This is a genomic window from Streptomyces sp. NPDC048353, from assembly GCF_055587165.1.
In genome coordinates this window covers 389576-412410 of record NZ_JBVJGU010000002.1, presented here as the reverse complement: position 1 = coordinate 412410, position 22835 = coordinate 389576, and the positions used below count along the sequence as shown (strand labels likewise).

Annotated in this window: 17 protein-coding genes and 1 tRNA gene; 2 read left to right on the top strand and 16 right to left on the bottom strand. The window is 67.5% G+C overall.

The window, feature by feature from the left end:
- Window positions 1-36 precede the first annotated feature (36 nt).
- The 14 genes from tuf to ACZ6RC_RS07205 all read right to left on the bottom strand — a co-directional run bounded on the left by tuf (window position 37) and on the right by ACZ6RC_RS07205 (window position 18342).
- Window positions 37-1230: an elongation factor Tu gene (tuf, locus tag ACZ6RC_RS07270; protein ID WP_147980746.1), complete on the bottom strand. Its 1194-nt coding sequence runs from the start codon at window positions 1228-1230 to the stop codon at window positions 37-39.
- 152 nt (window positions 1231-1382) lie between these two features.
- Window positions 1383-3512 (bottom strand): elongation factor G, encoded by a 2130-nt coding sequence (gene fusA, locus ACZ6RC_RS07265; protein WP_469579870.1) that lies wholly within the window; start codon window positions 3510-3512, stop codon window positions 1383-1385.
- A gap of 39 nt (window positions 3513-3551) precedes the next feature.
- The gene (rpsG, locus tag ACZ6RC_RS07260) at window positions 3552-4022 is read right to left on the bottom strand and encodes a 30S ribosomal protein S7 (protein WP_007445917.1); all 471 of its coding nucleotides are present in this window, start codon (window positions 4020-4022) and stop codon (window positions 3552-3554) included.
- Between the two features lie 2 nt (window positions 4023-4024).
- Window positions 4025-4396 carry a 30S ribosomal protein S12 gene (rpsL, locus tag ACZ6RC_RS07255; protein ID WP_003948652.1) on the bottom strand — a complete coding sequence of 124 codons (372 nt, stop codon included), beginning with the start codon at window positions 4394-4396 and terminating at the stop codon, window positions 4025-4027.
- 677 nt (window positions 4397-5073) lie between these two features.
- Window positions 5074-8973 carry a DNA-directed RNA polymerase subunit beta' gene (locus tag ACZ6RC_RS07250; RefSeq protein ID WP_391144173.1) on the bottom strand — a complete coding sequence of 1300 codons (3900 nt, stop codon included), beginning with the start codon at window positions 8971-8973 and terminating at the stop codon, window positions 5074-5076.
- A gap of 108 nt (window positions 8974-9081) precedes the next feature.
- Entirely contained in the window at window positions 9082-12564 is a 3483-nt protein-coding gene (gene rpoB, locus ACZ6RC_RS07245; RefSeq protein ID WP_391144171.1) for a DNA-directed RNA polymerase subunit beta, read from the bottom strand.
- Between the two features lie 544 nt (window positions 12565-13108).
- Window positions 13109-13492 carry a 50S ribosomal protein L7/L12 gene (gene rplL, locus ACZ6RC_RS07240; protein WP_469579867.1) on the bottom strand — a complete coding sequence of 128 codons (384 nt, stop codon included), beginning with the start codon at window positions 13490-13492 and terminating at the stop codon, window positions 13109-13111.
- Between the two features lie 114 nt (window positions 13493-13606).
- Window positions 13607-14137, bottom strand: coding sequence for a 50S ribosomal protein L10 (rplJ, locus tag ACZ6RC_RS07235; protein WP_365715440.1), 531 nt, complete (start codon window positions 14135-14137; stop codon window positions 13607-13609).
- Between the two features lie 265 nt (window positions 14138-14402).
- Window positions 14403-15320 (bottom strand): SCO4651 family lipoprotein, encoded by a 918-nt coding sequence (locus ACZ6RC_RS07230; protein ID WP_469579865.1) that lies wholly within the window; start codon window positions 15318-15320, stop codon window positions 14403-14405.
- Window positions 15321-15490: 170 nt separating this feature from the next.
- On the bottom strand, window positions 15491-16219 hold the full coding sequence (gene rplA, locus ACZ6RC_RS07225) for a 50S ribosomal protein L1 (protein ID WP_391144164.1): 729 nt from the start codon (window positions 16217-16219) through the stop codon (window positions 15491-15493).
- 104 nt (window positions 16220-16323) lie between these two features.
- A complete protein-coding gene (gene rplK, locus ACZ6RC_RS07220; protein ID WP_030318720.1) occupies window positions 16324-16758 on the bottom strand; it encodes a 50S ribosomal protein L11 in 435 nt (144 codons plus the stop codon).
- Between the two features lie 177 nt (window positions 16759-16935).
- A complete protein-coding gene (gene nusG / locus ACZ6RC_RS07215) occupies window positions 16936-17835 on the bottom strand; it encodes a transcription termination/antitermination protein NusG (protein WP_469579863.1) in 900 nt (299 codons plus the stop codon).
- Window positions 17836-17878: 43 nt separating this feature from the next.
- The gene (gene secE / locus ACZ6RC_RS07210) at window positions 17879-18166 is read right to left on the bottom strand and encodes a preprotein translocase subunit SecE (RefSeq protein WP_391144159.1); all 288 of its coding nucleotides are present in this window, start codon (window positions 18164-18166) and stop codon (window positions 17879-17881) included.
- A 103-nt stretch (window positions 18167-18269) separates the two neighbouring features.
- A tRNA-Trp gene (locus ACZ6RC_RS07205) sits at window positions 18270-18342 on the bottom strand.
- Between the two features lie 203 nt (window positions 18343-18545).
- Between ACZ6RC_RS07205 and ACZ6RC_RS07200 the strand changes: the two genes are divergently transcribed.
- Entirely contained in the window at window positions 18546-19772 is a 1227-nt protein-coding gene (locus tag ACZ6RC_RS07200; protein ID WP_391144157.1) for a pyridoxal phosphate-dependent aminotransferase, read from the top strand.
- A gap of 130 nt (window positions 19773-19902) precedes the next feature.
- Window positions 19903-20946 carry an adenosine deaminase gene (locus ACZ6RC_RS07195; RefSeq protein ID WP_391144154.1) on the top strand — a complete coding sequence of 348 codons (1044 nt, stop codon included), beginning with the start codon at window positions 19903-19905 and terminating at the stop codon, window positions 20944-20946.
- On the opposite strand, the gene ACZ6RC_RS07190 is transcribed toward ACZ6RC_RS07195, so the two are convergent.
- Both ACZ6RC_RS07190 and ACZ6RC_RS07185 read right to left on the bottom strand, forming a co-directional pair.
- Window positions 20891-21610: a hypothetical protein gene (locus tag ACZ6RC_RS07190; RefSeq protein WP_469579860.1), complete on the bottom strand. Its 720-nt coding sequence runs from the start codon at window positions 21608-21610 to the stop codon at window positions 20891-20893. The two genes, ACZ6RC_RS07195 and ACZ6RC_RS07190, sit on opposite strands and share 56 nt — an antisense overlap.
- A 154-nt stretch (window positions 21611-21764) precedes the next feature.
- Entirely contained in the window at window positions 21765-22820 is a 1056-nt protein-coding gene (locus tag ACZ6RC_RS07185) for a UDP-N-acetylmuramate dehydrogenase (protein ID WP_469579858.1), read from the bottom strand.
- Between the last annotated feature and the right edge of the window lie 15 nt (window positions 22821-22835).

The window sequence follows — 22835 nt, the reverse complement described above, 5'->3', positions numbered from 1 at the left end:
AGGCTCCGTCAGGAGTGGCTCAGGTCAGATCGACAATTACTTGTTGATCTTGACGACCTGGCCGGCGCCCACGGTCCGGCCACCCTCACGGATGGCGAACTTGAGGCCCTCCTCCATGGCGACGGGCTGGATCAGCTCGACGGTCATGGAGGTGTTGTCGCCCGGCATGACCATCTCGGTGCCCTCGGGGAGGGTCACGACGCCGGTCACGTCCGTGGTACGGAAGTAGAACTGCGGGCGGTAGTTGTTGAAGAACGGGGTGTGACGGCCACCCTCGTCCTTCGACAGGATGTAGGCCTGGGCCTCGAAGCTCGTGTGCGGCGTGACCGAACCGGGCTTGATGATGACCTGGCCGCGCTCGACGTCCTCGCGCTTGATGCCACGGAGGAGCAGACCGACGTTCTCACCGGCCTGGCCCTCGTCGAGCAGCTTGCGGAACATCTCGATGCCGGTGACCGTGGTGGTGACCTTCTCGGTCTTGATACCGACGATGTCGACGGTCTCGTTGACCTTGAGGACACCACGCTCGATACGACCGGTGACGACGGTGCCACGACCGGTGATCGTGAAGACGTCCTCGATCGGCATCAGGAACGGCTTGTCGACGTCACGCTCGGGCTGCGGGATCGCCTCGTCGACGGCGGCCATCAGGTTCAGGACCGACTGGCCCCACTCCTTGTCGCCCTCGAGCGCCTTGAGCGCCGAGACCTTGACGACCGGCAGGTCGTCGCCCGGGAACTCGTACTCGGAGAGGAGCTCACGGACCTCGAGCTCGACGAGCTCCAGGATCTCCTCGTCGTCCACCATGTCGGCCTTGTTCAGGGCGACGACGATGTAGGGAACGCCGACCTGGCGGGCCAGGAGCACGTGCTCCTTGGTCTGCGGCATCGGGCCGTCGGTGGCGGCGACCACGAGGATGGCGCCGTCCATCTGCGCCGCACCCGTGATCATGTTCTTGATGTAGTCCGCGTGACCGGGGCAGTCGACGTGGGCGTAGTGACGCGACTCGGTCTGGTACTCGACGTGCGCGATGGAGATGGTGATACCGCGCTGGCGCTCCTCAGGAGCCTTGTCGATCTGGTCGAAGGCCGAGGCCTCGTTCAGGTCCGGGTACGCGTCGTGCAGCACCTTGGTAATGGCGGCCGTGAGGGTCGTCTTACCGTGGTCGATGTGACCGATGGTGCCGATGTTGACGTGCGGCTTAGTCCGCTCGAACTTCGCCTTCGCCACTGGGTCCTCCTGTGGAGTGGTTCTGTACGCCTTGCTTCATCGGCGCCAGGTGATCTTTGCTGGGATGCCAGGCGCCGGGGCCCGATCCCTCGGGTTTCGGGGGAATGAGCCCCAGCGACTGGTGTCAAGCCTAAAGCGTGAACTTGGGAGAGTTACTCGCCCTTGGCCTTCGCGATGATCTCCTCGGCGACGTTCCGCGGAACCTCGGCGTAGGAGTCGAACTGCATCGAGTAGCTTGCGCGACCCGAGGTCTTGCTGCGGAGGTCGCCGACGTAGCCGAACATCTCCGAAAGGGGCACGAGGCCCTTCACGACGCGAGCGCCGCTGCGCTCCTCCATGGCCTGAATCTGGCCACGGCGGGAGTTGATGTCACCGATGACCTCGCCCATGTAGTCCTCGGGCGTGGTGACCTCGACGGACATCATCGGCTCGAGGATGACCGGCGAAGCCTTGCGCGCGGCCTCCTTGAAGGCCTGCGAGCCGGCGATCTTGAACGCGAGTTCGGAGGAGTCGACCTCGTGGTAGCCACCGTCGAGAAGAATGACGCGAACGCCGGTCATCTCGTAGCCGGCCAGGATGCCGAACTGCATGGCCTCCTGCGCACCGGCGTCGACCGAAGGGATGTACTCCTTCGGGATGCGGCCACCGGTGACCTTGTTCACGAACTCGTACGAGGTGTCGCCACCCTCGATGGGCTCGATCGCGATCTGCACCTTGGCGAACTGACCGGTACCACCGGTCTGCTTCTTGTGGGTGTAGTCCATGCGCTCGACGGCCTTGCGGATCGTCTCACGATACGCGACCTGCGGCTTACCGACGTTCGCCTCGACCTTGAACTCGCGACGCATGCGGTCGACGAGGATGTCGAGGTGAAGCTCGCCCATACCACCGATGATGGTCTGGCCGGTCTCCTCGTCCGAGTGAACCTGGAAGGAGGGGTCCTCCTCCGCGAGACGCTGGATGGCTACACCCAGCTTCTCCTGGTCACCCTTGGACTTGGGCTCGATGGCGACCTGGATGACCGGCGCCGGGAAGTCCATGGACTCCAGGACGACCGGGTTCTTGTCGTCGCACAGCGTCTCACCGGTGGTGGTCTGCTTCAGGCCCATGACGGCGACGATGTCGCCGGCGCCCACCGAGTCGATCTCCTCACGCTTGTTCGCGTGCATGCGGTAGATCTTGCCGATGCGCTCCTTCTTGCCCTTGACGGAGTTCAGCACCGCGGTGCCGGCCTCCAGGCGACCGGAGTAGATCCGGACGAAGGTGAGCTTGCCGAGGTGCGGGTCGCTCGCGATCTTGAACGCGAGGGCCGACAGCGGCTCGTCGTCGGACGGCTTGCGCTTGATGACCTGCTCCGGGTCCTTGACGTCGTGGCCCTCGATGGCCTCGACGTCCAGGGGGGAGGGAAGGTAGCGCACGACCGCGTCGAGCAGGGGCTGGACGCCCTTGTTCTTGAACGCGGTGCCACAGAAGACGGGGGTGATGGTCTTCTCGCCGCCACCCTTGCCGGAGGCGATGGTGATACGACGGATCGCGGCGTACAGCTGCTCCTCGGTGGGCTCCTGGCCCTCGAGGAAGAGCTCCATGACCTCTTCGTCGTTCTCCGCGACGGTCTCGACCAGCTTGCCGCGCCACTCTTCAGCGGCCTCGGTGTGCGAGGCGGGGATGTCGACGACGTCGTACATCTCGCCCTTGGTCGCTTCCGCGGACCAGACCAGGGCCTTCATGCGGACGAGGTCCACGACACCCTGGAAGTCCATCTCGGCACCGATGGGCAGCTGCATGACGATCGGGACGGCGCCGAGGCGGTCCACGATCATGTCGACGCAGCGGTGGAACTCGGCACCCGTACGGTCGAGCTTGTTGACGAAGCAGATACGCGGGACGCCGTAGCGGTCCGCCTGACGCCAGACAGTCTCGGACTGGGGCTCGACACCGGCGACGCCGTCGAACACCGTCACCGCACCGTCGAGCACGCGGAGCGAACGCTCCACCTCGACGGTGAAGTCGACGTGGCCCGGGGTGTCGATGATGTTGATGGTGTGGTCAACGTCTTCCAGCGGCCAGTGGCAGGTCGTCGCGGCAGACGTGATCGTGATGCCGCGCTCCTGCTCCTGCTCCATCCAGTCCATCGTGGCAGCGCCGTCGTGGACTTCACCGATCTTGTAAGACACACCGGTGTAGAACAGGATCCGCTCGGTGGTGGTCGTCTTGCCCGCGTCGATGTGGGCCATGATCCCGATGTTGCGGACCTTGGCCAGGTCAAGCGAAGTGGTAGCCATAAGGCTTCAGTCTTCTCTCGGTCTCGATGTGGGGTCGAACTACCAGCGGTAGTGCGCGAAGGCCTTGTTGGACTCGGCCATCTTGTGCGTGTCCTCACGCTTCTTGACCGCAGCACCGAGGCCGTTGGAGGCGTCGAGGAGCTCGTTCATGAGGCGCTCGGTCATGGTCTTCTCGCGGCGGGCGCGGGAGTAACCCACGAGCCAGCGCAGCGCGAGGGTGGAGGCGCGACCGGGCTTGACCTCGATCGGCACCTGGTAGGTGGCGCCACCGACACGGCGGGACTTGACCTCGAGGGACGGCTTCACGTTCTCGAGGGCGCGCTTCAGCGTGATGACCGGGTCGTTGCCGGTCTTCTCGCGGAGGCCTTCCATGGCGCCGTAGACGATGCGCTCGGCGGTGGAACGCTTGCCGTCCAGCAGGATCTTGTTGATCAGCGAGGTGACAAGAGGAGAGCTGTAGACCGGGTCGATGATGACCGGGCGCTTCGGGGCGGGGCCCTTACGAGGCATTCTTACTTCTCCTTCTTGGCGCCGTAGCGGCTGCGAGCCTGCTTACGGTTCTTGACGCCCTGCGTGTCGAGGGAACCGCGGATGATCTTGTAACGAACACCCGGCAGGTCCTTCACACGGCCACCACGCACGAGCACGATGGAGTGCTCCTGCAGGTTGTGACCCTCACCCGGGATGTAGGCCGTGACCTCGATGCCGGAGGTCAGACGCACACGCGCGACCTTACGGAGGGCCGAGTTCGGCTTCTTCGGGGTGGTCGTGAACACACGCGTGCAGACGCCACGACGCTGAGGGGAACCCTCGAGTGCGGGCGTCTTGTTCTTCTCGACCTTGTCCTGCCGGCCCTTCCGGACCAGCTGCTGGATCGTAGGCACTACTTCTCCGGTTTCTGTGTGCCGTCGTAAAACTAACCTGGAACATCGCCGACCCACGCGGTCGGGTGTGTCGAATACTGCGGACCTCCGCCGAGGGCGGGAAGGCGCAGATTGCGGTGGCTGTTGACGGACTCGCCATGCGGTTGAGGACACGCACACGAGCCCAGGCACACCCCAGGCACAAGGTCTGAGCGTACCTACCGTACGGACTCCGGTCAAAACAAATGCCCGCGCGCACCGGCTCCCGGCCGGCGCGGCGGAGCGTGGAGCCGCGAACGGGCGTGGTGGGGGCGGGAGTCGGGGCGAACGGCTGGGCGGGGGCCGGAGGGCCGGGTGACGCCGCTCACGTGAGCGGGCCGGGCCCTCCTGCCGCCGCGCTCGCCGCCCTCCCGCGCCCCACGGCCCCTTCCGGCCCCAGGAGACGCCTGGTGGCCCCCGGCCGTGGTGAGCCGCCTCACCGCCCCCCACCACCGTCCTGGCAGGGCCACCGCCCCCGCGCGCGCCGGCCCTCCTCCAGGCGGCCGTCCAGACCCGGCTGGACCCCCCTGGAGCGCGCCCGCCGGCCCCTCGCGGGCAGCACCGCGCCCACCACGTGCGCGGACCCGCCCGCGCACGCCGAAGGGCGGCCGCCCCGTACGCAACGGGGTGGCCGCCCTTCAGTGCTTCAAGCGACTCGCTTACTGGTTGTACGGACCGTAGTCGTAGTCCTCCAGCGGAACGGCCTGGCCGGAGCCGGTGCCGAACGGCGAGTAGTCGATGTCGTCGTAGCCGACGGCCGAGTACATCGCGGCCTTGGCCTCCTCGGTCGGCTCGACCCGGATGTTGCGGTAGCGGGACAGGCCCGTACCGGCCGGGATGAGCTTACCGATGATGACGTTCTCCTTGAGGCCGATCAGGGAGTCCGACTTGGCGTTGATCGCCGCGTCGGTCAGAACCCTGGTCGTCTCCTGGAAGGACGCCGCCGACAGCCACGACTCGGTGGCGAGCGAGGCCTTGGTGATACCCATCAGCTGCGGACGGCCGGAGGCGGGGTGACCGCCCTCGGTGACCACACGACGGTTCTCGGTCTCGAACTTCGAGCGCTCGACGAGCTCGCCCGGCAGCAGCTCCGCGTCGCCGGACTCGATGATCGTCACACGGCGCAGCATCTGCCGGATGATGATCTCGATGTGCTTGTCGTGGATCGACACGCCCTGCGAGTTGTAGACCTTCTGGACCTCGCCGACCAGGTGGACCTGGACCGCGCGCTGACCGAGGATCCGCAGCACGTCGTGCGGGTTGGTGGCACCCACGGTGAGCTTCTGGCCCACCTCGACGTGGTCGCCCTCGCCCACCAGCAGACGGGCACGCTTCGAGATCGGGAACGCCGTCTCGTCGCTGCCGTCGTCCGGGGTGACGACGATCTTCTTGGTCTTCTCGGTCTCCTCGATGCGGACGCGGCCGGCCGCCTCCGAGATCGGGGCGACACCCTTGGGCTGACGGGCCTCGAAGAGCTCGACGACACGCGGCAGACCCTGCGTGATGTCGTCACCGGCCACACCACCGGTGTGGAAGGTACGCATCGTCAGCTGGGTACCGGGCTCACCGATGGACTGGGCGGCGATGATGCCGACGGCCTCACCGATGTCGACCAGCTTGCCGGTGGCCAGCGAGCGGCCGTAGCAGAAGGCACAGGTACCGACGGCGGACTCACAGGTCAGGACCGAGCGGGTCTTGACCTCCTCCACGCCGGCGCCCACGAGGGCGTCGATGAGCACGTCACCCAGGTCGACGTTGGCCGGCGCGATGACCTTGCCGTCCACGACGACGTCCTCGGCGAGCATCCGCGCGTACACGGAGGTCTCGACGTCGCCCGTCTTCCGCAGGATGCCGTCGGCACCCTTCTCGGCGATCTTCAGCTTCAGACCGCGCTCGGTGCCGCAGTCCTCCTCGCGGATGATCACGTCCTGCGAGACGTCCACCAGACGACGGGTCAGGTAACCCGAGTCGGCGGTACGCAGGGCGGTGTCGGCCAGACCCTTACGGGCACCGTGCGTCGAGATGAAGTACTCGAGGACGGTGAGACCCTCACGGAAGGACGCCTTGATGGGACGCGGGATCGTCTCGTTCTTGGCGTTCGACACCAGACCACGCATACCGGCGATCTGCCGCATCTGCATCATGTTTCCTCGGGCACCCGAGTCAACCATCATGAAGATGGGGTTCGTCTTGGGGAAGTTCGCGTTCATCGCCTCGGCGACCTCGTTGGTCGCCTTGGTCCAGATGTTGATGAGCTCCTGAGTGCGCTCTTCCTTGGTGATGAGACCGCGCTCGTACTGCTTCTGGACCTTCTCGTCCTGCTCTTCCCAGCCCTTGACGATCGCCTTCTTGGCCTCCGGCACGACGACGTCGGAGATGGCCACGGTGACGCCGGAACGGGTCGCCCAGTAGAAGCCCGCCGCCTTCAGGTTGTCGAGCGTCGCCGCCACGATGACCTTGGGGTAGCGCTCGGCGAGGTCGTTGACGATCTCGGAGAGCTGCTTCTTGCCGACGGAGTAGTCGACGAAGGGGTAGTCCTCGGGCAGCAGCTCGTTGAAGAGCGCACGGCCCAGGGTCGTCCGCAGACGGAACGAGTCACCCTGCTGCCACTGCGGCTCGCCCTCCTCGGCGACCGGGGGAACCCAGCCGCGCGGGGGAACGGTGCCGATGGGGAAGCGGATGTCGATGGGCGACTGGAGCGCGAGCTCACCGTTGTCGAACGCCATCGTCGCCTCGGCCGTGGAGCCGAACGCGCGGCCCTCGCCCTTGGTGTCCCGCAGCTCACCGTCGGTGGTCAGGAAGAACAGACCGAGGACCATGTCCTGGGTCGGCATCGTGACCGGACGGCCGTCGGCCGGCTTCAGGATGTTGTTCGAGGACAGCATCAGGATGCGGGCCTCGGCCTGCGCCTCCGCGGAGAGCGGCAGGTGCACGGCCATCTGGTCACCGTCGAAGTCCGCGTTGAACGCGGTGCAGACGAGCGGGTGGATCTGGATGGCCTTGCCCTCGACCAGCTGGGGCTCGAAGGCCTGGATGCCGAGGCGGTGCAGCGTGGGCGCACGGTTCAGCAGGACCGGGTGCTCGGCGATGACCTCTTCGAGGACGTCGTACACGACCGTGCGGCCGCGCTCGACCATCCGCTTGGCGCTCTTGATGTTCTGCGCGTGGTTCAGGTCGACCAGGCGCTTCATCACGAACGGCTTGAAGAGCTCCAGCGCCATGGCCTTCGGCAGACCGCACTGGTGCAGCTTCAGCTGCGGACCGACGACGATGACGGAACGCGCGGAGTAGTCCACACGCTTGCCGAGCAGGTTCTGACGGAATCGACCCTGCTTGCCCTTCAGCATGTCGCTGAGGGACTTCAGCGGACGGTTGCCGGGGCCCGTGACCGGGCGACCGCGACGGCCGTTGTCGAAGAGGGCGTCGACCGCCTCCTGGAGCATCCGCTTCTCGTTGTTCACGATGATCTCGGGGGCACCGAGGTCGAGCAGACGCTTCAGACGGTTGTTGCGGTTGATCACGCGGCGGTACAGGTCGTTCAGGTCGGAGGTCGCGAAGCGGCCACCGTCCAGCTGCACCATCGGACGCAGGTCCGGCGGGATCACCGGCACGCAGTCGAGAACCATGCCCTTGGGGCTGTTCGCGGTCTGCAGGAACGCGGAGACGACCTTGAGGCGCTTGAGCGCACGGGTCTTCTTCTGGCCCTTGCCGGTACGGATGATCTCGCGGAGGCGCTCGGCCTCCTCGTCCAGGTCGAAGGACTCCAGGCGCTTCTGCAGCGCCGCGGCACCCATCGAACCGTCGAAGTACGTGCCGAAGCGGTCACGCAGCTCGCGGTAGAGGAGCTCGTCGCCCTCCAGGTCCTGGACCTTGAGGTTCTTGAAGCGGTTCCAGACCTCGTCGAGACGGTCGATCTCGCGCTGCGCACGGTCGCGCAGCTGCTTCATCTCACGCTCGGCACCCTCGCGCACCTTGCGGCGCACGTCGGCCTTGGCGCCCTCGGCCTCGAGCTCGGCCAGGTCGGTCTCGAGCTTCTTGGCGCGGGCCTCCAGGTCGGAGTCGCGACGGTTCTCGATCTGCTGACGCTCGACGGAGACGTGCGCCTCCAGCGACGGGAGGTCGCGGGTGCGACGCTCGTCGTCGACGAACGTGATCATGTACGCGGCGAAGTAGATGACCTTCTCGAGGTCCTTCGGCGCGAGGTCGAGCAGGTAGCCGAGGCGCGACGGGACGCCCTTGAAGTACCAGATGTGGGTAACGGGAGCGGCGAGCTCGATGTGGCCCATCCGCTCGCGGCGCACCTTCGCGCGGGTGACCTCGACGCCACACCGCTCACAGATGATGCCCTTGAAGCGGACACGCTTGTACTTGCCGCAGTAGCACTCCCAGTCCCGGGTCGGACCGAAGATCTTCTCGCAGAAGAGTCCGTCCTTCTCGGGCTTGAGCGTGCGGTAGTTGATGGTCTCCGGCTTCTTGACCTCGCCGTGGCTCCACTGACGGATGTCGTCAGCGGTGGCCAGACCGATCCGGAGCTCGTCGAAGAAGTTGACGTCGAGCACTATGCGTCAATCCCTCTCAGGGTTGTAAGTCTTGGGGTCTGAAACGGGGGTCCTGGGGCCGGCCGGGGACTCAGCGATGGTGCACCGAGTCCCCGTACCGGACTCCCGTCAGACCTCTTCGACGCTGCTCGGCTCGCGCCGGGACAGGTCGATACCGAGCTCCTCCGCTGCGCGGAAGACGTCCTCGTCGGTGTCGCGCATCTCGATGGACATGCCGTCCGAGGAGAGCACCTCCACGTTGAGGCACAGGGACTGCATCTCCTTGATGAGCACCTTGAAGGACTCGGGGATGCCGGGCTCAGGGATGTTCTCGCCCTTGACGATCGCCTCGTAGACCTTCACGCGGCCGGTCACGTCGTCGGACTTGATCGTCAGCAGCTCCTGGAGGGCGTACGCGGCGCCATAAGCCTCCAGCGCCCACACCTCCATCTCACCGAAGCGCTGGCCACCGAACTGGGCCTTACCACCCAGCGGCTGCTGGGTGATCATCGAGTACGGACCGGTCGACCGGGCGTGCAGCTTGTCGTCGACCAGGTGGTGGAGCTTGAGGATGTACATGTACCCGACCGAGATCGGGTCCGGGAACGGCTCGCCGGAGCGGCCGTCGAACAGGCGCGCCTTGCCGGAGGGGAGCACCATGCGCTCGCCGTCGCGGTTCGGGATGGTGTGCTGCAGCAGACCCGCGAGCTCGTCCTCACGCGCACCGTCGAAGACGGGGGTGGCGACGTTGGTGCCCGGGGCGACCTGGTCGGCACCGATGGCCTGCAGGCGCTGCGCCCACTCGTCCGCGAGGCCGGAGACGTCCCAGCCGCGGCTGGCGAGCCAGCCGAGGTGGATCTCCAGGACCTGTCCCGGGTTCATTCGGGACGGGACACCCAGCGGGTTGAGGATGATGTCGACCGGGGTGCCGTCCTCGAGGAAGGGCATGTCCTCGATCGGAAGGATCTTGGAGATGACACCCTTGTTGCCGTGACGGCCGGCGAGCTTGTCACCGTCGGTGATCTTGCGCTTCTGGGCGACGTAGACGCGGACCAGCTGGTTCACGCCCGGAGGAAGCTCGTCGCCCTCCTCGCGGTCGAAGACGCGGACGCCGATGACCTTGCCGATCTCGCCGTGCGGGACCTTGAGCGAGGTGTCACGCACCTCGCGGGCCTTCTCGCCGAAGATCGCGCGGAGCAGACGCTCCTCCGGGGTCAGCTCGGTCTCGCCCTTGGGCGTGACCTTGCCGACCAGGATGTCGCCGGCGACGACGTCCGCACCGATGCGGATGATGCCGCGCTCGTCGAGGTCCGCGAGGACCTCCTCGGAGACGTTCGGGATGTCCCGGGTGATCTCCTCCGGGCCGAGCTTGGTGTCACGGGCGTCGACCTCGTGCTCCTCGATGTGGATCGAGGAGAGGACGTCGTCCTGCACGAGGCGCTGCGACAGGATGATCGCGTCCTCGTAGTTGTGACCCTCCCACGGCATGAACGCCACGAGCAGGTTCTTGCCGAGGGCCATCTCGCCGTCTTCGGTGGCGGGACCGTCGGCGAGGACCTGGCCCTCGATGACGCGCGAGCCCTCGTCGACCACGACCTTCTGGTTGACGGAGGTGCCCTGGTTCGACCGGGAGAACTTGTGCAGGCGGTACGTGGTGTACGTGCCGTCGTCGTTCGTGGTCGTGATGTAGTCCGCGGAGACCTCCTGGACCACACCGTCCTTCTCGGCCTTCAGTACGTCGCCGGCGTCGGTGGCACAGCGGTACTCCATGCCGGTACCGACGAGCGGGGCCTCGGACTTGATCAGCGGCACCGCCTGCCGCATCATGTTCGCGCCCATCAGGGCACGGTTGGCGTCGTCGTGCTCGAGGAACGGGATCATGGCGGTCGCGACCGACACCATCTGGCGCGGCGAGACGTCCATGTAGTCGACGTCGGTCGGCGGGACGTAGTCGACCTCGCCGCCTCGGCGGCGGACCAGGACGCGCGGCTCGGTGAACTGGAGCTCGTCGTTCAGGATCGCGTTCGCCTGGGCGATGACGAAGCGGTCCTCCTCGTCGGCGGTGATGTAGTCGACCTCGTCGGTGACCTGACCGTCGACGACCTTGCGGTACGGCGTCTCGATGAAGCCGAACGCGTTGACGCGGCCGTACGAGGCGAGCGAACCGATCAGACCGATGTTCGGGCCTTCGGGGGTCTCGATCGGGCACATGCGTCCGTAGTGGGACGGGTGCACGTCTCGGACCTCGAAGCCGGCCCGCTCACGGGACAGACCACCGGGACCCAGCGCCGAGAGACGACGCTTGTGCGTCAGACCCGACAGCGGGTTGTTCTGGTCCATGAACTGCGACAGCTGGCTGGTGCCGAAGAACTCCTTGATGGAGGCGACGACCGGCCGGATGTTGATCAGGGTCTGCGGCGTGATCGCCTCGACGTCCTGCGTGGTCATGCGCTCGCGCACGACGCGCTCCATACGAGCCAGACCCGTGCGGACCTGGTTCTGGATGAGCTCGCCGACATTGCGCAGACGGCGGTTGCCGAAGTGGTCGATGTCGTCGGTCTCGACGACGATCTCCCGGCCCGACTCGCCGACCGTCTCGGTCTCGCCCGCGTGGAGCTTCACGAGGTACTTGATGGTCGCGATGATGTCGTCGGTGGTGAGGACACCCGCGTCCAGCGGCTCATCGGCGCCGAGCTTCTTGTTCACCTTGTAGCGGCCGACCTTCGCGAGGTCGTAGCGCTTGGGGTTGAAGTAGAGGTTCTCGAGCAGCGTCTGAGCGGCCTCGCGCGTCGGCGGCTCGCCCGGACGCAGCTTGCGGTAGATGTCGAGCAGCGCGTCGTCCTGGCCCTGGGTGTGGTCCTTCTCCAGGGTGGCGCGCATGGACTCGTACTCGCCGAACTCCTGCAGGATCTGCTCGGTGGTCCAGCCGAGCGCCTTCAGGAGGACGGTGACGGACTGCTTGCGCTTGCGGTCGATGCGGACACCGACCATGTCGCGCTTGTCGATCTCCATCTCCAGCCAGGCACCCCGGGAAGGGATGATCTTGGCGGAGAAGATGTCCTTGTCGGACGTCTTGTCGATCGAGGAGTCGAAGTAGACGCCCGGCGAGCGGACAAGCTGCGACACGACGACACGCTCGGTGCCGTTGATGACGAAGGTGCCCTTGTTGGTCATGAGCGGGAAGTCGCCCATGAAGACCGTCTGGGACTTGATCTCGCCGGTCTCGTTATTGGTGAACTCGGCGGTGACGAAGAGCGGGGCGCCGTACGTGAAGTCACGGTCCTTGCACTCGTCGATCGAGTTCTTCGGCGGCTCGAAACGGTGGTCGCGGAAGGTCAGCGACATCGACCCGGAGAAGTCCTCGATCGGGGAGATCTCCTCGAAGATCTCCTCCAGACCCGACTTCCTGGGGACGTCCTGTCCCGACTCGAGAGCTGCCTCGACGCGAGCCTTCCAGGCGGCGTTACCGAGCAGCCAGTCAAAGCTCTCGGTCTGCAGCGCGAGGAGGTTCGGAACCTCGAGGGGCTCCTTGATCTTTGCAAAGGAGATGCGCAGCGGGGCGGTGCTGGCGCCGTTGTTCGTATTGGTCGAGGCGTTGCGCGAGGCGGCCAAGAGGGGGTCCTTCCGAGGGCTCGGACTCACTACGCGCGTACCGGTTCCAAGCTGTGCATGAAGACGGACGTTCCGGACAGTGGCCGTAAAGCCAGGTCAGGGCGGTCGTGTCCACGATGCTTATGCGAGGGGATGCCCCTGGTGACGGGCAGGGGGCAGCTAACAGGCAGCGCAAAGGGTCAGTGTAGCCACTCGGCTCACTGATGTCCAGGGCGTACTTTTCTCGACCCTCGTTGTTCTCAACTCCGCGGTACCTCGCGCCGTGTGGCGCACCTCGATACTGCCCGTTCCGTCGTCGATCCATGCCTCGGATACGGATCGTTGTGACGACGCGTCCTGAGAATTGCGCGCTGCGTGCGGTTCGTCAAGGCCCCCCGGTGAGCGGGGGCGCACGGCGAAGATCACCATACTCCGACAGGAACGCCCTCCACGACCCCCGACGCGCCCGCTCCGGGGAACGCGGAAGGGCGACCACCCGGATGGGTGATCGCCCTTCAGAAGGCGCCTGAGCGGCGCCTGAGCGAGTCAGGAGACTCGCGAGGTGTTACTTGACCTCGACGGAGGCGCCGGCGCCCTTGAGGGACTCGGCGGCCTTCTCCGCGGCCTCCTTGGCGACCTTCTCGAGGACGGGCTTCGGCGCACCGTCGACGAGGTCCTTGGCCTCCTTCAGGCCGAGGGAGGTCAGCTCGCGCACGACCTTGATGACCTGGATCTTCTTGTCACCGGCGCCGGTGAGGATGACGTCGAACTCGTCCTGCTCCTCGGCAGCCTCGGCGGCGGGGCCACCCTGGGCGGGGCCGGCAACGGCGACGGCCGCGGCGGCGGTGACGTCGAACTTCTCCTCGAAGGCCTTCACGAACTCGGAGAGCTCGATGAGGGTCATCTCCTCGAACTGGGCGAGGAGGTCGTCCTGAGAGAGCTTCGCCATGATGGGCGATCCTTCCACTAATTCGGCTGGTGCCGATGTACATGTAGGCGGGCGTACTGTCGGCCCGCTGCGACCGTCCCCCCTGGTGGGGTGAGGGTCATTGCGCGAGCCGAGTTACTCGGCACCGCCCTGCTCGGCGAGCTTGACGCGAAGCGCTTCCGCGGTGCGGACGAACTTCGACGGCAGCGCCTGGAAGAGCGAGGCAGCCTGCGACTGCTTGCCCTTGAAGGCACCGGCCAGCTTGCTGAGCAGAACCTCGCGGGACTCGAGGTCCGCAAGCTTCTTGATCTCGTCGGCGGACAGCGCCTTGCCGTCAAGGACACCGCCCTTGATGACGAGGTTGGGGTTGTCCTTGGCGAAGTCACGAAGACCCTTCGCCGACTCCACCGGGTCACCGGTGATGAAGGCAGCGCCCGTCGGACCGGTGAACTGGTCGTCGAGCGAGGTGATCCCGGCCTCGTTGGCCGCAATCTTGGTCAGCGTGTTCTTCACCACGGCGTACTGGGCGTTCTCACCGAGCGAACGGCGCAGCGTCTTCAGCTGCGCCACGGTGAGACCCCGGTACTCGGTCAGCACGACGGCGCTCGAGCTCTGGAACTTGTCCTTGAGCTCGGCTACCGCGGCAGCCTTGTCGGGCCTTGCCATGAGCGTCGGCCTCCTTCCGGGTGATGAGGACCGCTCAGAAGGGGCTGAACAAAACAAAACGCCCCGGCGCAGGCGCACGGGGCTCAGCTCGACCGGATCGAACGATCCGGGAACTCTTCCACGGTCACCTGCGCGGGTCGTTCGCATCTCAGCGAATCCTTCGGCCACCGCACCCCTTGCGAGAGCACGGCAACGACCAGCGGTCTTTGGCTTCTGGGGAAGAGTACGCGAAGGGATCGGCGACGAGCAAATCCGCCCGTACGGCTCAGGCGCCGCCGAGTCCGGAGCCGAGCTCCTTCAGCATCCCGAAGAGGTCCACGGTGTCCTCGGCCGGCGGGGCCTGGACGGTGGCCTGGGCGCCGTAGTCGGAGTAGTGGGCCTCGAGGCGGACCGTGCCCTGGGCCATGGTCATGTCGACGAGCATCCGTGCCGGGTAGCCGTCCTCGTCGACCCAGACCTCGGTGTCGTAGCCCTTCATGCCGGCCTTCTCGACGCTCGCGATCAGCTCCTCGCGCTCCTTGGCCGAGAGCACGGAGGAGGCGCCCTTGTTGGAGTCGAGCATCTGCTCGAAGCTGAGCGTGCCCTTGTAGTGCCGGGTGTCGACGCCGTCGATCTTCTCGGCGCCGACGTGCTTGAGGTCGGGCGACTCGAGCAGCAGGGCGAGCTGCTGGGACGGGTCCTGGTTCGCGCTCTCCAGTCCGCCGGTCAGCTGCTTCTGCAGGCCCTTGTCGCCGGAGGCGTCCGCGGCCGCCTTCAGGTCGAGCTTCATCCAGCGCTTGCCGTCCATCTCCGCGGCCCGCGCGACGCCCATGTCCATGTACATGGCGTTGTCGAGCATGATCATGCGCATCCGGCTCGGGCCGTCCCCGCCCGCCGCCCGGAGCATGGAGCCCTTCATCGTCATATCCATGACGGTGGGGTTCCACCCCTGGACGCCGGTCATGGTCATGCTGCCGCCGCCTTCCAGCGTGGCCGGCATCGTCATGGTCATCCGGACCTTCGCGGACTTGGCCGCCGAGGTCTTTTTGTACGCGGCCTGGATGACCTGTGTGGCCGTCTGGCGGTTCTCGGGCGCCCCCGCGGACTTTCCGCCCTTCTCGCCGTCCTGGCAGCCCGCCAGACCGGCCACGACGGCTACGGCCGTCAGACAGACGGCGGCGCGCTTCCCCGTGGACATGCTCATGAGTCCCCACCCTGTGGTCATCGGTACGTCTGTTCATCCGTACATCGGTCGAACTGCACGGTAACCCGAACGGCCGACATCGGCCCACGAAAAAACCGGCCCCCGGCCCCTCCGGAGAGGGGCTGGGGGCCGGTTCGACCACTCAGTGAGCCGTATGGGGCTCGGCCCGGTCAGACAGCTGCCGGGTCCTCCTCGACGAGGAGGTTGCGGGTGCGGTTGGAGTCCAGCGGGATGCCGGGGCCCATCGTCGTCGTCAGGGTCGCCTTCTTGATGTAGCGGCCCTTGGCGGCGGACGGCTTCAGACGGAGGATCTCCTCCAGCGCCGCGGCGTAGTTCTCGACCAGCTTCGTCTCGTCGAAGGAGACCTTGCCGATGATGAAGTGCAGGTTCGAGTGCTTGTCGACGCGGAACTCGATCTTGCCGCCCTTGATGTCGTTGACAGCCTTCACGACGTCGGGGGTGACGGTGCCGGTCTTCGGGTTCGGCATGAGACCACGCGGGCCGAGGACGCGGCCGAGGCGGCCGACCTTGCCCATGAGGTCCGGGGTGGCCACCACGGCGTCGAACTCGTTCAGGCGGTTGCCCTTGGAGATCTCGTCGATGAGCTCGTCGGAGCCGACGATGTCGGCGCCCGCGGCGATCGCGGCCTCGGCACGGTCACCGGTCGCGAAGACCAGGACCCGGGCGGTCTTACCGGTGCCGTGCGGGAGGTTCACGGTGCCACGGACCATCTGGTCGGCCTTGCGCGGGTCGACGCCCAGGCGGAAGGCGACCTCGACGGTGCCGTCGAACTTGGTGGCGGCGGTGTCCTTGGCGATACGGACGGCCTCGAGGGGGGCGTAGTTACGCTCCCGGTCGATCTTGGCGTCCGCGCTGCGGAGAGCCTTGCTGCGCTTCACTTCTGCTCCTGTGCAGTAGCACCATGCGGCTTACGCCGCGTGGCAGGTATGGAGTCGTGGTGCGGGCCGCGCCGGCCCTACCACTGGAGGTCACGAGGGGGTGATCAGCCCTCGACCGTGATGCCCATGGAGCGGGCGGTGCCGGCGATGATCTTCGACGCGGCGTCGAGGTCGTTGGCGTTCAGGTCGGGGAGCTTGACCGTGGCGATCTCGCGGACCTGGGCGGCCGTGAGCTTGGCGACCTTGGTCTTGTGCGGCTCGCCGGAGCCCTTGTCCACACCCGCGGCCTTGAGGATCAGCTTGGCGGCCGGCGGAGTCTTGGTGATGAAGGTGAAGGAGCGGTCTTCGTAGACCGTGATCTCCACCGGCACGACCATGCCACGCTGCGACTCGGTCGCGGCGTTGTAGGCCTTGCAGAACTCCATGATGTTGACGCCGTGCTGACCGAGCGCGGGGCCGACCGGCGGGGCCGGGTTCGCCGCACCGGCGTTGATCTGGAGCTTGATAAGCCCCGTGACCTTCTTCTTCTTGGGAGGCATTGCTCTCTCCGGGTCCTAGTGAGAGTGTTCAGCCCGCCATCCGGTCATCCGGATGGAGGCATACCGCACAACGATAACGGGTATAGACGTGCGGCTAAAAACCGAGCAGGTCAGAGCGGCTGCGAGAGCCACTCTGACCTGGGTCGGAAACCTGTGACCGGTGAGGGTCCGGGAGGGTCAGTTCTTCTGGATCTGGTCGAAGCTGAGCTCGACCGGGGTCTCGCGACCGAAGATCTCGACGAGTCCCTTGACCTTCTTCGAGTCGGCGTTGATCTCGTTGATCGTGGCCTGGAGGGTGGCGAAGGGGCCGTCGGTGACGGTGACCGAGTCGCCGACCTCGAAGTCCAGGACCTGGACCTCGACCTTGCGGGCCGGAGCCGGCTTGCCCTCGGCCTCGGCGGCCTCGCGGGCGGCCTTCTCCTCGGCCTCGGGGGCGAGCATCTTGACGATCTCGTCCAGGGTCAGCGGGTACGGGTCGTAGGCGTTGCCCACGAAGCCGGTGACGCCGGGGGTGTTGCGGACGACGCCCCAGGACTCGTTCGTCAGATCCATGCGGACGAGAACGTAGCCGGGCAGCTTGTTCTGCCGGACGTTCTTGCGCTCGCCGTTCTTGATCTGGACGATCTCTTCCTCGGGGACCTCGGCCTGGTAGATGAACTCCTCGACGTTCAGCGAGACGGCACGCTGCTCGAGGTTGGCCTTCACGCGCTTCTCGTAGCCGGCGTAGGTGTGGATGACGTACCACTCGCCGGGCAGGCCGCGGAGCTCGTCGCGGAGGGCCTGGATCGGGTCGACGGGAGCGGCGGGCTCCTCCTCGGCCTCCTCGGCCTCGTCCTCGACGGTCTCGTCGGCGGAGGCCTCGGCGTCTTCGTCGGCCTCTTCGGAGTCCACGGCGTCGGCGTCGTCCTCGACGTCCGCCTCGTCCTCGTCGATGTTCAGCGCGGCCTCTTCGGCCGCCTCGCCCGCAGCGGCGTCAGCAGCCTCAGCCTGGTCCTCGTCGGCCGCCTCGACGATGTCGAGCTCGTCCTCAACGGACTCGACAGAATCGACGGGGTCGTTCAGGTTCGGGTCAGACACGGTGGCTGCTTCTTCCTGGATACAGATGGGGTGGAACAAGAAATCAGCCGAAGACGTACTTGACTGCTTCCTGGAAGCCATAGTCAATCACGGTCACCAGACCGATCATGATGACAACGAAGATAATCACTACCGTGGTGTACGTCGTCAGCTGGCTGCGGGTGGGCCAGACGACCTTGCGGAGTTCCGCGACGATCTGGCGGTAGAAGAGCGCGAGGCGGCCCAGAGGGCCCTTCTTCCCGCGCTTGCCGCCCTTACGAGTCTTCTTCTGCGACTCAGGCGCTTCGTCCTCGGCATCAGGCATGTCGATGGAGCCCACGGCGTCCGTCACGCTTCTCACCTGATCCCGGGTCATGGCAGTGCCGTGCCGGGTGGATCCGCACGGCGGTGCATCGAAGTACGTACATGCGCACACATCCTGGCGGTGTGTGTAGCAGGGCCGGAGGGACTTGAACCCCCAACCGCTGGTTTTGGAGACCAGTGCTCTACCAATTGAGCTACGACCCTTTGTGGCTTCCCCAACCTACCGCATCGTGAGATGTGGTCGGTGAGGGCCAACGAGCAGTGAGTGTACGTGTTCATGAGCGCTGCGTCGAACAGAAAGCACGTGGGAGCCCCCGCGGGCCCTCGTGCGACCGGGAATGACCGTTCCTGTCCGCACCCTGAAACCTGTGTGCCGGCCCGCGAAGGGGTCTGGGACGATGGGCCGTATGAGCGCTGCAACCCCTCCGACCGAGCGCCGGGTCTCCGCCCGCGTCGGTGCGATCTCCGAGTCCGCCACCCTCGCCGTCGACGCCAAGGCCAAGGCCCTCAAGGCCGCAGGCCGTCCGGTGATCGGCTTCGGCGCGGGTGAGCCCGACTTCCCGACGCCGGACTACATCGTCGACGCCGCCGTCGAGGCGTGCAAGAACCCGAAGTACCACCGCTACACCCCGGCCGGCGGTCTGCCCGAGCTGAAGGCCGCGATCGCCGCGAAGACGCTGCGCGACTCCGGCTACGAGGTCGACGCCTCCCAGGTCCTGGTGACCAACGGTGGCAAGCAGGCGATCTACGAAGCCTTCGCCGCGATCCTCGACCCGGGTGACGAGGTCATCGTCCCGGCCCCGTACTGGACCACGTACCCCGAGTCGATCCGTCTCGCCGGCGGTGTCCCGGTCGAGGTCGTCGCCGACGAGACCACCGGCTACCGCGTATCGGTCGAGCAGCTGGAGGCCGCGCGCACGGAGAAGACCAAGGTCGTCCTCTTCGTCTCGCCCTCCAACCCGACCGGCGCCGTCTACACCGAGGCCGAGACCGAGGCGATCGGCCGTTGGGCCGTCGACCACGGCCTGTGGGTGCTGACGGACGAGATCTACGAGCACCTCGTCTACGGCAGCGCGTCCGCCGTCTCGCTCCCCTCGGTCATGCCCGAGCTGCGCGAGAAGTGCATCGTGGTCAACGGCGTCGCGAAGACGTACGCGATGACCGGCTGGCGGGTGGGCTGGATCATCGGCCCGAAGGACGTGGTCAAGGCCGCGACCAACCTGCAGTCGCACGCCACCTCCAACGTCAGCAACGTGGCGCAGGTCGCCGCGCTCGCCGCCGTGTCGGGCGACCTCGACGCCGTCGCCGAGATGGGCCGCGCCTTCGACCGGCGCCGCCAGACGATCGTGCGGATGCTCAACGAGATCGAGGGCGTCCTCTGCCCGACCCCGGAGGGCGCGTTCTACGTCTACCCCTCGGTGAAGGCCCTGCTGGGCAAGGAGATCCGCGGCAAGCGCCCGCGGACCTCGGTCGAGCTGGCCGCGCTGATCCTGGACGAGGCCGAGGTCGCCGTCGTCCCGGGCGAGGCCTTCGGCACGCCGGGCTACCTGCGGCTTTCGTACGCGCTCGGCGACGAGGACCTGGTGGAGGGCGTCTCCCGGATGCAGAAGCTGCTCGCGGAGGCCCGCGACTGACCGGCACGACGTTCGACGGTGGTGCGGGCCCCTGGTTCTCCGGAACCGGGGGCCCGTCCGTGCGTTCGGGCAAGGTCCCGATCGGGGAAAGGGGCTGTGTTCCGCCATTCGAGTGCGGCAAGATCCTTCAATGGAGCACGTTTCCGAGCACGCAGTCCGCGCCGTCGACCAGCTGCCCAAGGCCCATCTGCACCTGCACTTCACGGGGTCGATGCGGCCGACGACGCTCATCGAGCTGGCCGACAAGTACGGCGTCCACCTCCCCGAGGCCCTGAGCAGCGGCACCCCGCCCAAGCTGCGGGCGACCGACGAGCGCGGCTGGTTCCGCTTCCAGCGCCTCTACGACATCGCCCGGTCCTGCCTGCGCGCGCCGGAGGACATCCAGCGGCTGGTCCGCGAGGCGGCCGAGGAGGACGTCCGGGACGGCTCGGGGTGGCTGGAGATCCAGGTCGACCCGACCTCGTACGCTCCCCTGCTCGGCGGGCTCATCCCGGCGATGGAAGTCATCCTGGACGCCGTCGACACCGCCTCGCGCGACACCGGCCTCGGGATGCGGGTGCTGGTCGCGGCGAACCGGATGAAGCACCCGCTGGAGGCCCGCACGCTGGCGCGGCTCGCGGTGCGGTACGCGGACCGGGGCGTGGTCGGTTTCGGGCTCTCCAACGACGAGCGCCGGGGCATGGCCCGGGACTTCGACCGCGCCTTCGCGATCGCCCGCGAGGGCGGGCTGCTCGCGGCCCCGCACGGCGGCGAGCTGACGGGCCCGGCGTCGGTGCGGGACTGCCTTGACGACCTCAGGGCGGCCCGGGTGGGTCACGGGGTGCGGGCGGCGGAGGACCCGCGGGTGCTGCGCAAGCTGGCCGAGAGGGGCGTGACCTGCGAGGTGTGCCCCGCCTCCAACGTGGCCCTCGGGGTCTACGAGAAGCACGAGGACGTGCCGCTGCGGACGCTCTTCGAGGCGGGCGTGCCGATGGCGCTGGGGGCGGACGACCCGCTGCTGTTCGGGTCCCGGCTGGCGGCACAGTACGAGATCGCCCGTCGCCACCACGGCTTCACCGACGCGGAGCTGGCCGAGCTGGCGCGCCAGTCGGTGCGCGGCTCGGCGGCGCCCGAGGACGTCAGCCGGAAGCTGCTGTCCGGGATCGACGACTGGCTGGCGAGCCCGGGGGCCTGAAGCGGTGCAGGGGAGGGTGGGCCTGGAAGCCGATGCCGATCTCGGGGCGCTCCCACCGGTAGCCGGGTTCCAGGTAGGAGGTGAGGGAGGCCCGCAGGACGTCGTGGCCCTGGCGTGCGCGCTTGTCCAGCGGGCCGAAGCCGGCGACGGCCTCGAAGGCGGTCGCGGCGGCGCAGAAGACGTCCCGGTCGCCGCGGAGGAAGAGCGTGCGGGCGTGGACGGCGGGGTGGAGCCAGCTGCCCGCCCGTTCGTGGCGCCGTTCCTGGTCTTCGTGCCAGTCGGCGGCGTGGGCGGCGGTGCGGGCCTCGTTCGTACGGACGGTGAGGGGCGTGCCCGTACGGAGCCGGGCGCGTAGGGCGGGCCAGGCGGAGGGGCGTAGTCCGGCCGTGGGGTGGACGAGGACGAGGTCGACCGGTGTCCCGGGGGAGAAGGCGCGCGGGAGGCTCTCGCGCAGCGGCACGTGGACGATGGTGTGCCGGGAGAAGGCCGCGAAGGAGAACAGCGCCGCGAGGCGGGAGAGCCCGTCGTGGTCGCCGAGGAGACAGCTCCAGCGGGCGGCGAGCGGGTCGTCGAGGGTGGTGTGCCGCAGGGGTGGCCAGGGCTGGACGATCCGGTGGGCGTGCGGCCCCGTGCGGGGCCTGAACTCGCGGGTCTTCAGCAGCATGCCGGTCAGCGTGACCGCCGCGGGCGGGTGCCGCAAGGCATTTCCGTACGGCGGCGGGCGGTTCGGACCCCGCGTACGGCGGCCGGTTCGTGCCCCGCCGCGCGGTGTGCCGCCGGCAGCGGGCGTGTGTGCCCCCGCCGGCCGCCGCCGGGGCTCAGAGGTCGACGCCGACCGTCACCGGCTCGTTGACCAGCGTGACGCCGAAGGCCTCGCGCACTCCGGCGACGACCTCGCGGGCGAGGGCGAGGAGGTCCTCGGTGGTGGCCTCGCCCCGGTTGGTGAGGGCGAGGGTGTGCTTGGTGGAGATCCGGGCGGGGCCGGAGCCGTACCCCTTGGTGAAGCCGGCCTTGTCGATCAGCCAGGCCGCCGAGGTCTTGACGGCGGTGTCGCCGACGGGGAAGGCGGGGGCCTTTGCGTCGGGGCCGAGACGCTCCTCCACGCGCGCGTGGAAGGCGGCGAACTCCTCGGTGGTGAGGATCGGGTTGGTGAAGAAGGATCCGGCCGACCAGGTGTCGTGGTCCTCCGGGTCGAGCACCATGCCCTTGCCGGCGCGCAGCTTCAGCACGGTCTCGCGGACGGTGGCCAGCGGGGCGCGGTCGCCGACCTCCACGCCGAGGGCCCGGGCCGTCTCGGCGTACCGGACCGGCATGCTCAGGCCGTCCGCGTCGGCCAGGTCGAAGCGGACGCGGAGGACGACGTACCGCTCCGGCAGCCGCTTGAAGAGGCTGTGGCGGTACGAGAAGTCGCACTCCTGGTTGGTCAGCGTGACCACCTGGCGGTCGGCCCGGTCGTATGCGACGACCTCGGTGAGGGTGGAGGAGACCTCCTGGCCGTACGCGCCGACGTTCTGGATCGGGGTGGCGCCGGCGGAGCCGGGGATGCCGGCCAGGCACTCGACGCCGGCGAGCCCGGCCTCGACGGTCCGCTCCACGGCGTCCGTCCAGACCTCTCCGGCGGCCAGCTCCAGGCGGGTGCCGTCGAGGTGGAAGCCCCGGGTGGCGATGCGCAGACCGGTCCCGTCGAAGCCCTTGTCGCCGATGACCAGGTTGGATCCGCCGCCGATGACGAGCAGCGGGGTGGCGTCGGTGTCCGCCGCGCGGACGGCGGCGATCACCTCGTCGTCGGTGGTGGCCGTGACGAGCCGGGTGGCGGGGCCGCCGAGCCGGAAGGTGGTCAGGGGGGCGAGGGGGGCGTCGTGGAGTTCCTGCACGGGCTCAAGAGTACG

Coding starts and splice junctions, on each gene's coding strand:
- ACZ6RC_RS07230 (WP_469579865.1), bottom strand. CDS start 15,320: ATGAGCATGTCCACGGGGAAGCGCGCCGCCGTCTGTCTGACGGCCGTA.
- ACZ6RC_RS07195 (WP_391144154.1), top strand. CDS start 19,903: ATGGAGCACGTTTCCGAGCACGCAGTCCGCGCCGTCGACCAGCTGCCC.
- fusA (WP_469579870.1), bottom strand. CDS start 3,512: ATGGCTACCACTTCGCTTGACCTGGCCAAGGTCCGCAACATCGGGATC.
- rplJ (WP_365715440.1), bottom strand. CDS start 14,137: ATGGCAAGGCCCGACAAGGCTGCCGCGGTAGCCGAGCTCAAGGACAAG.
- ACZ6RC_RS07190 (WP_469579860.1), bottom strand. CDS start 21,610: ATGCTGCTGAAGACCCGCGAGTTCAGGCCCCGCACGGGGCCGCACGCC.
- rpsG (WP_007445917.1), bottom strand. CDS start 4,022: ATGCCTCGTAAGGGCCCCGCCCCGAAGCGCCCGGTCATCATCGACCCG.
- rplK (WP_030318720.1), bottom strand. CDS start 16,758: ATGCCTCCCAAGAAGAAGAAGGTCACGGGGCTTATCAAGCTCCAGATC.
- ACZ6RC_RS07200 (WP_391144157.1), top strand. CDS start 18,546: ATGAGCGCTGCAACCCCTCCGACCGAGCGCCGGGTCTCCGCCCGCGTC.
- rplL (WP_469579867.1), bottom strand. CDS start 13,492: ATGGCGAAGCTCTCTCAGGACGACCTCCTCGCCCAGTTCGAGGAGATG.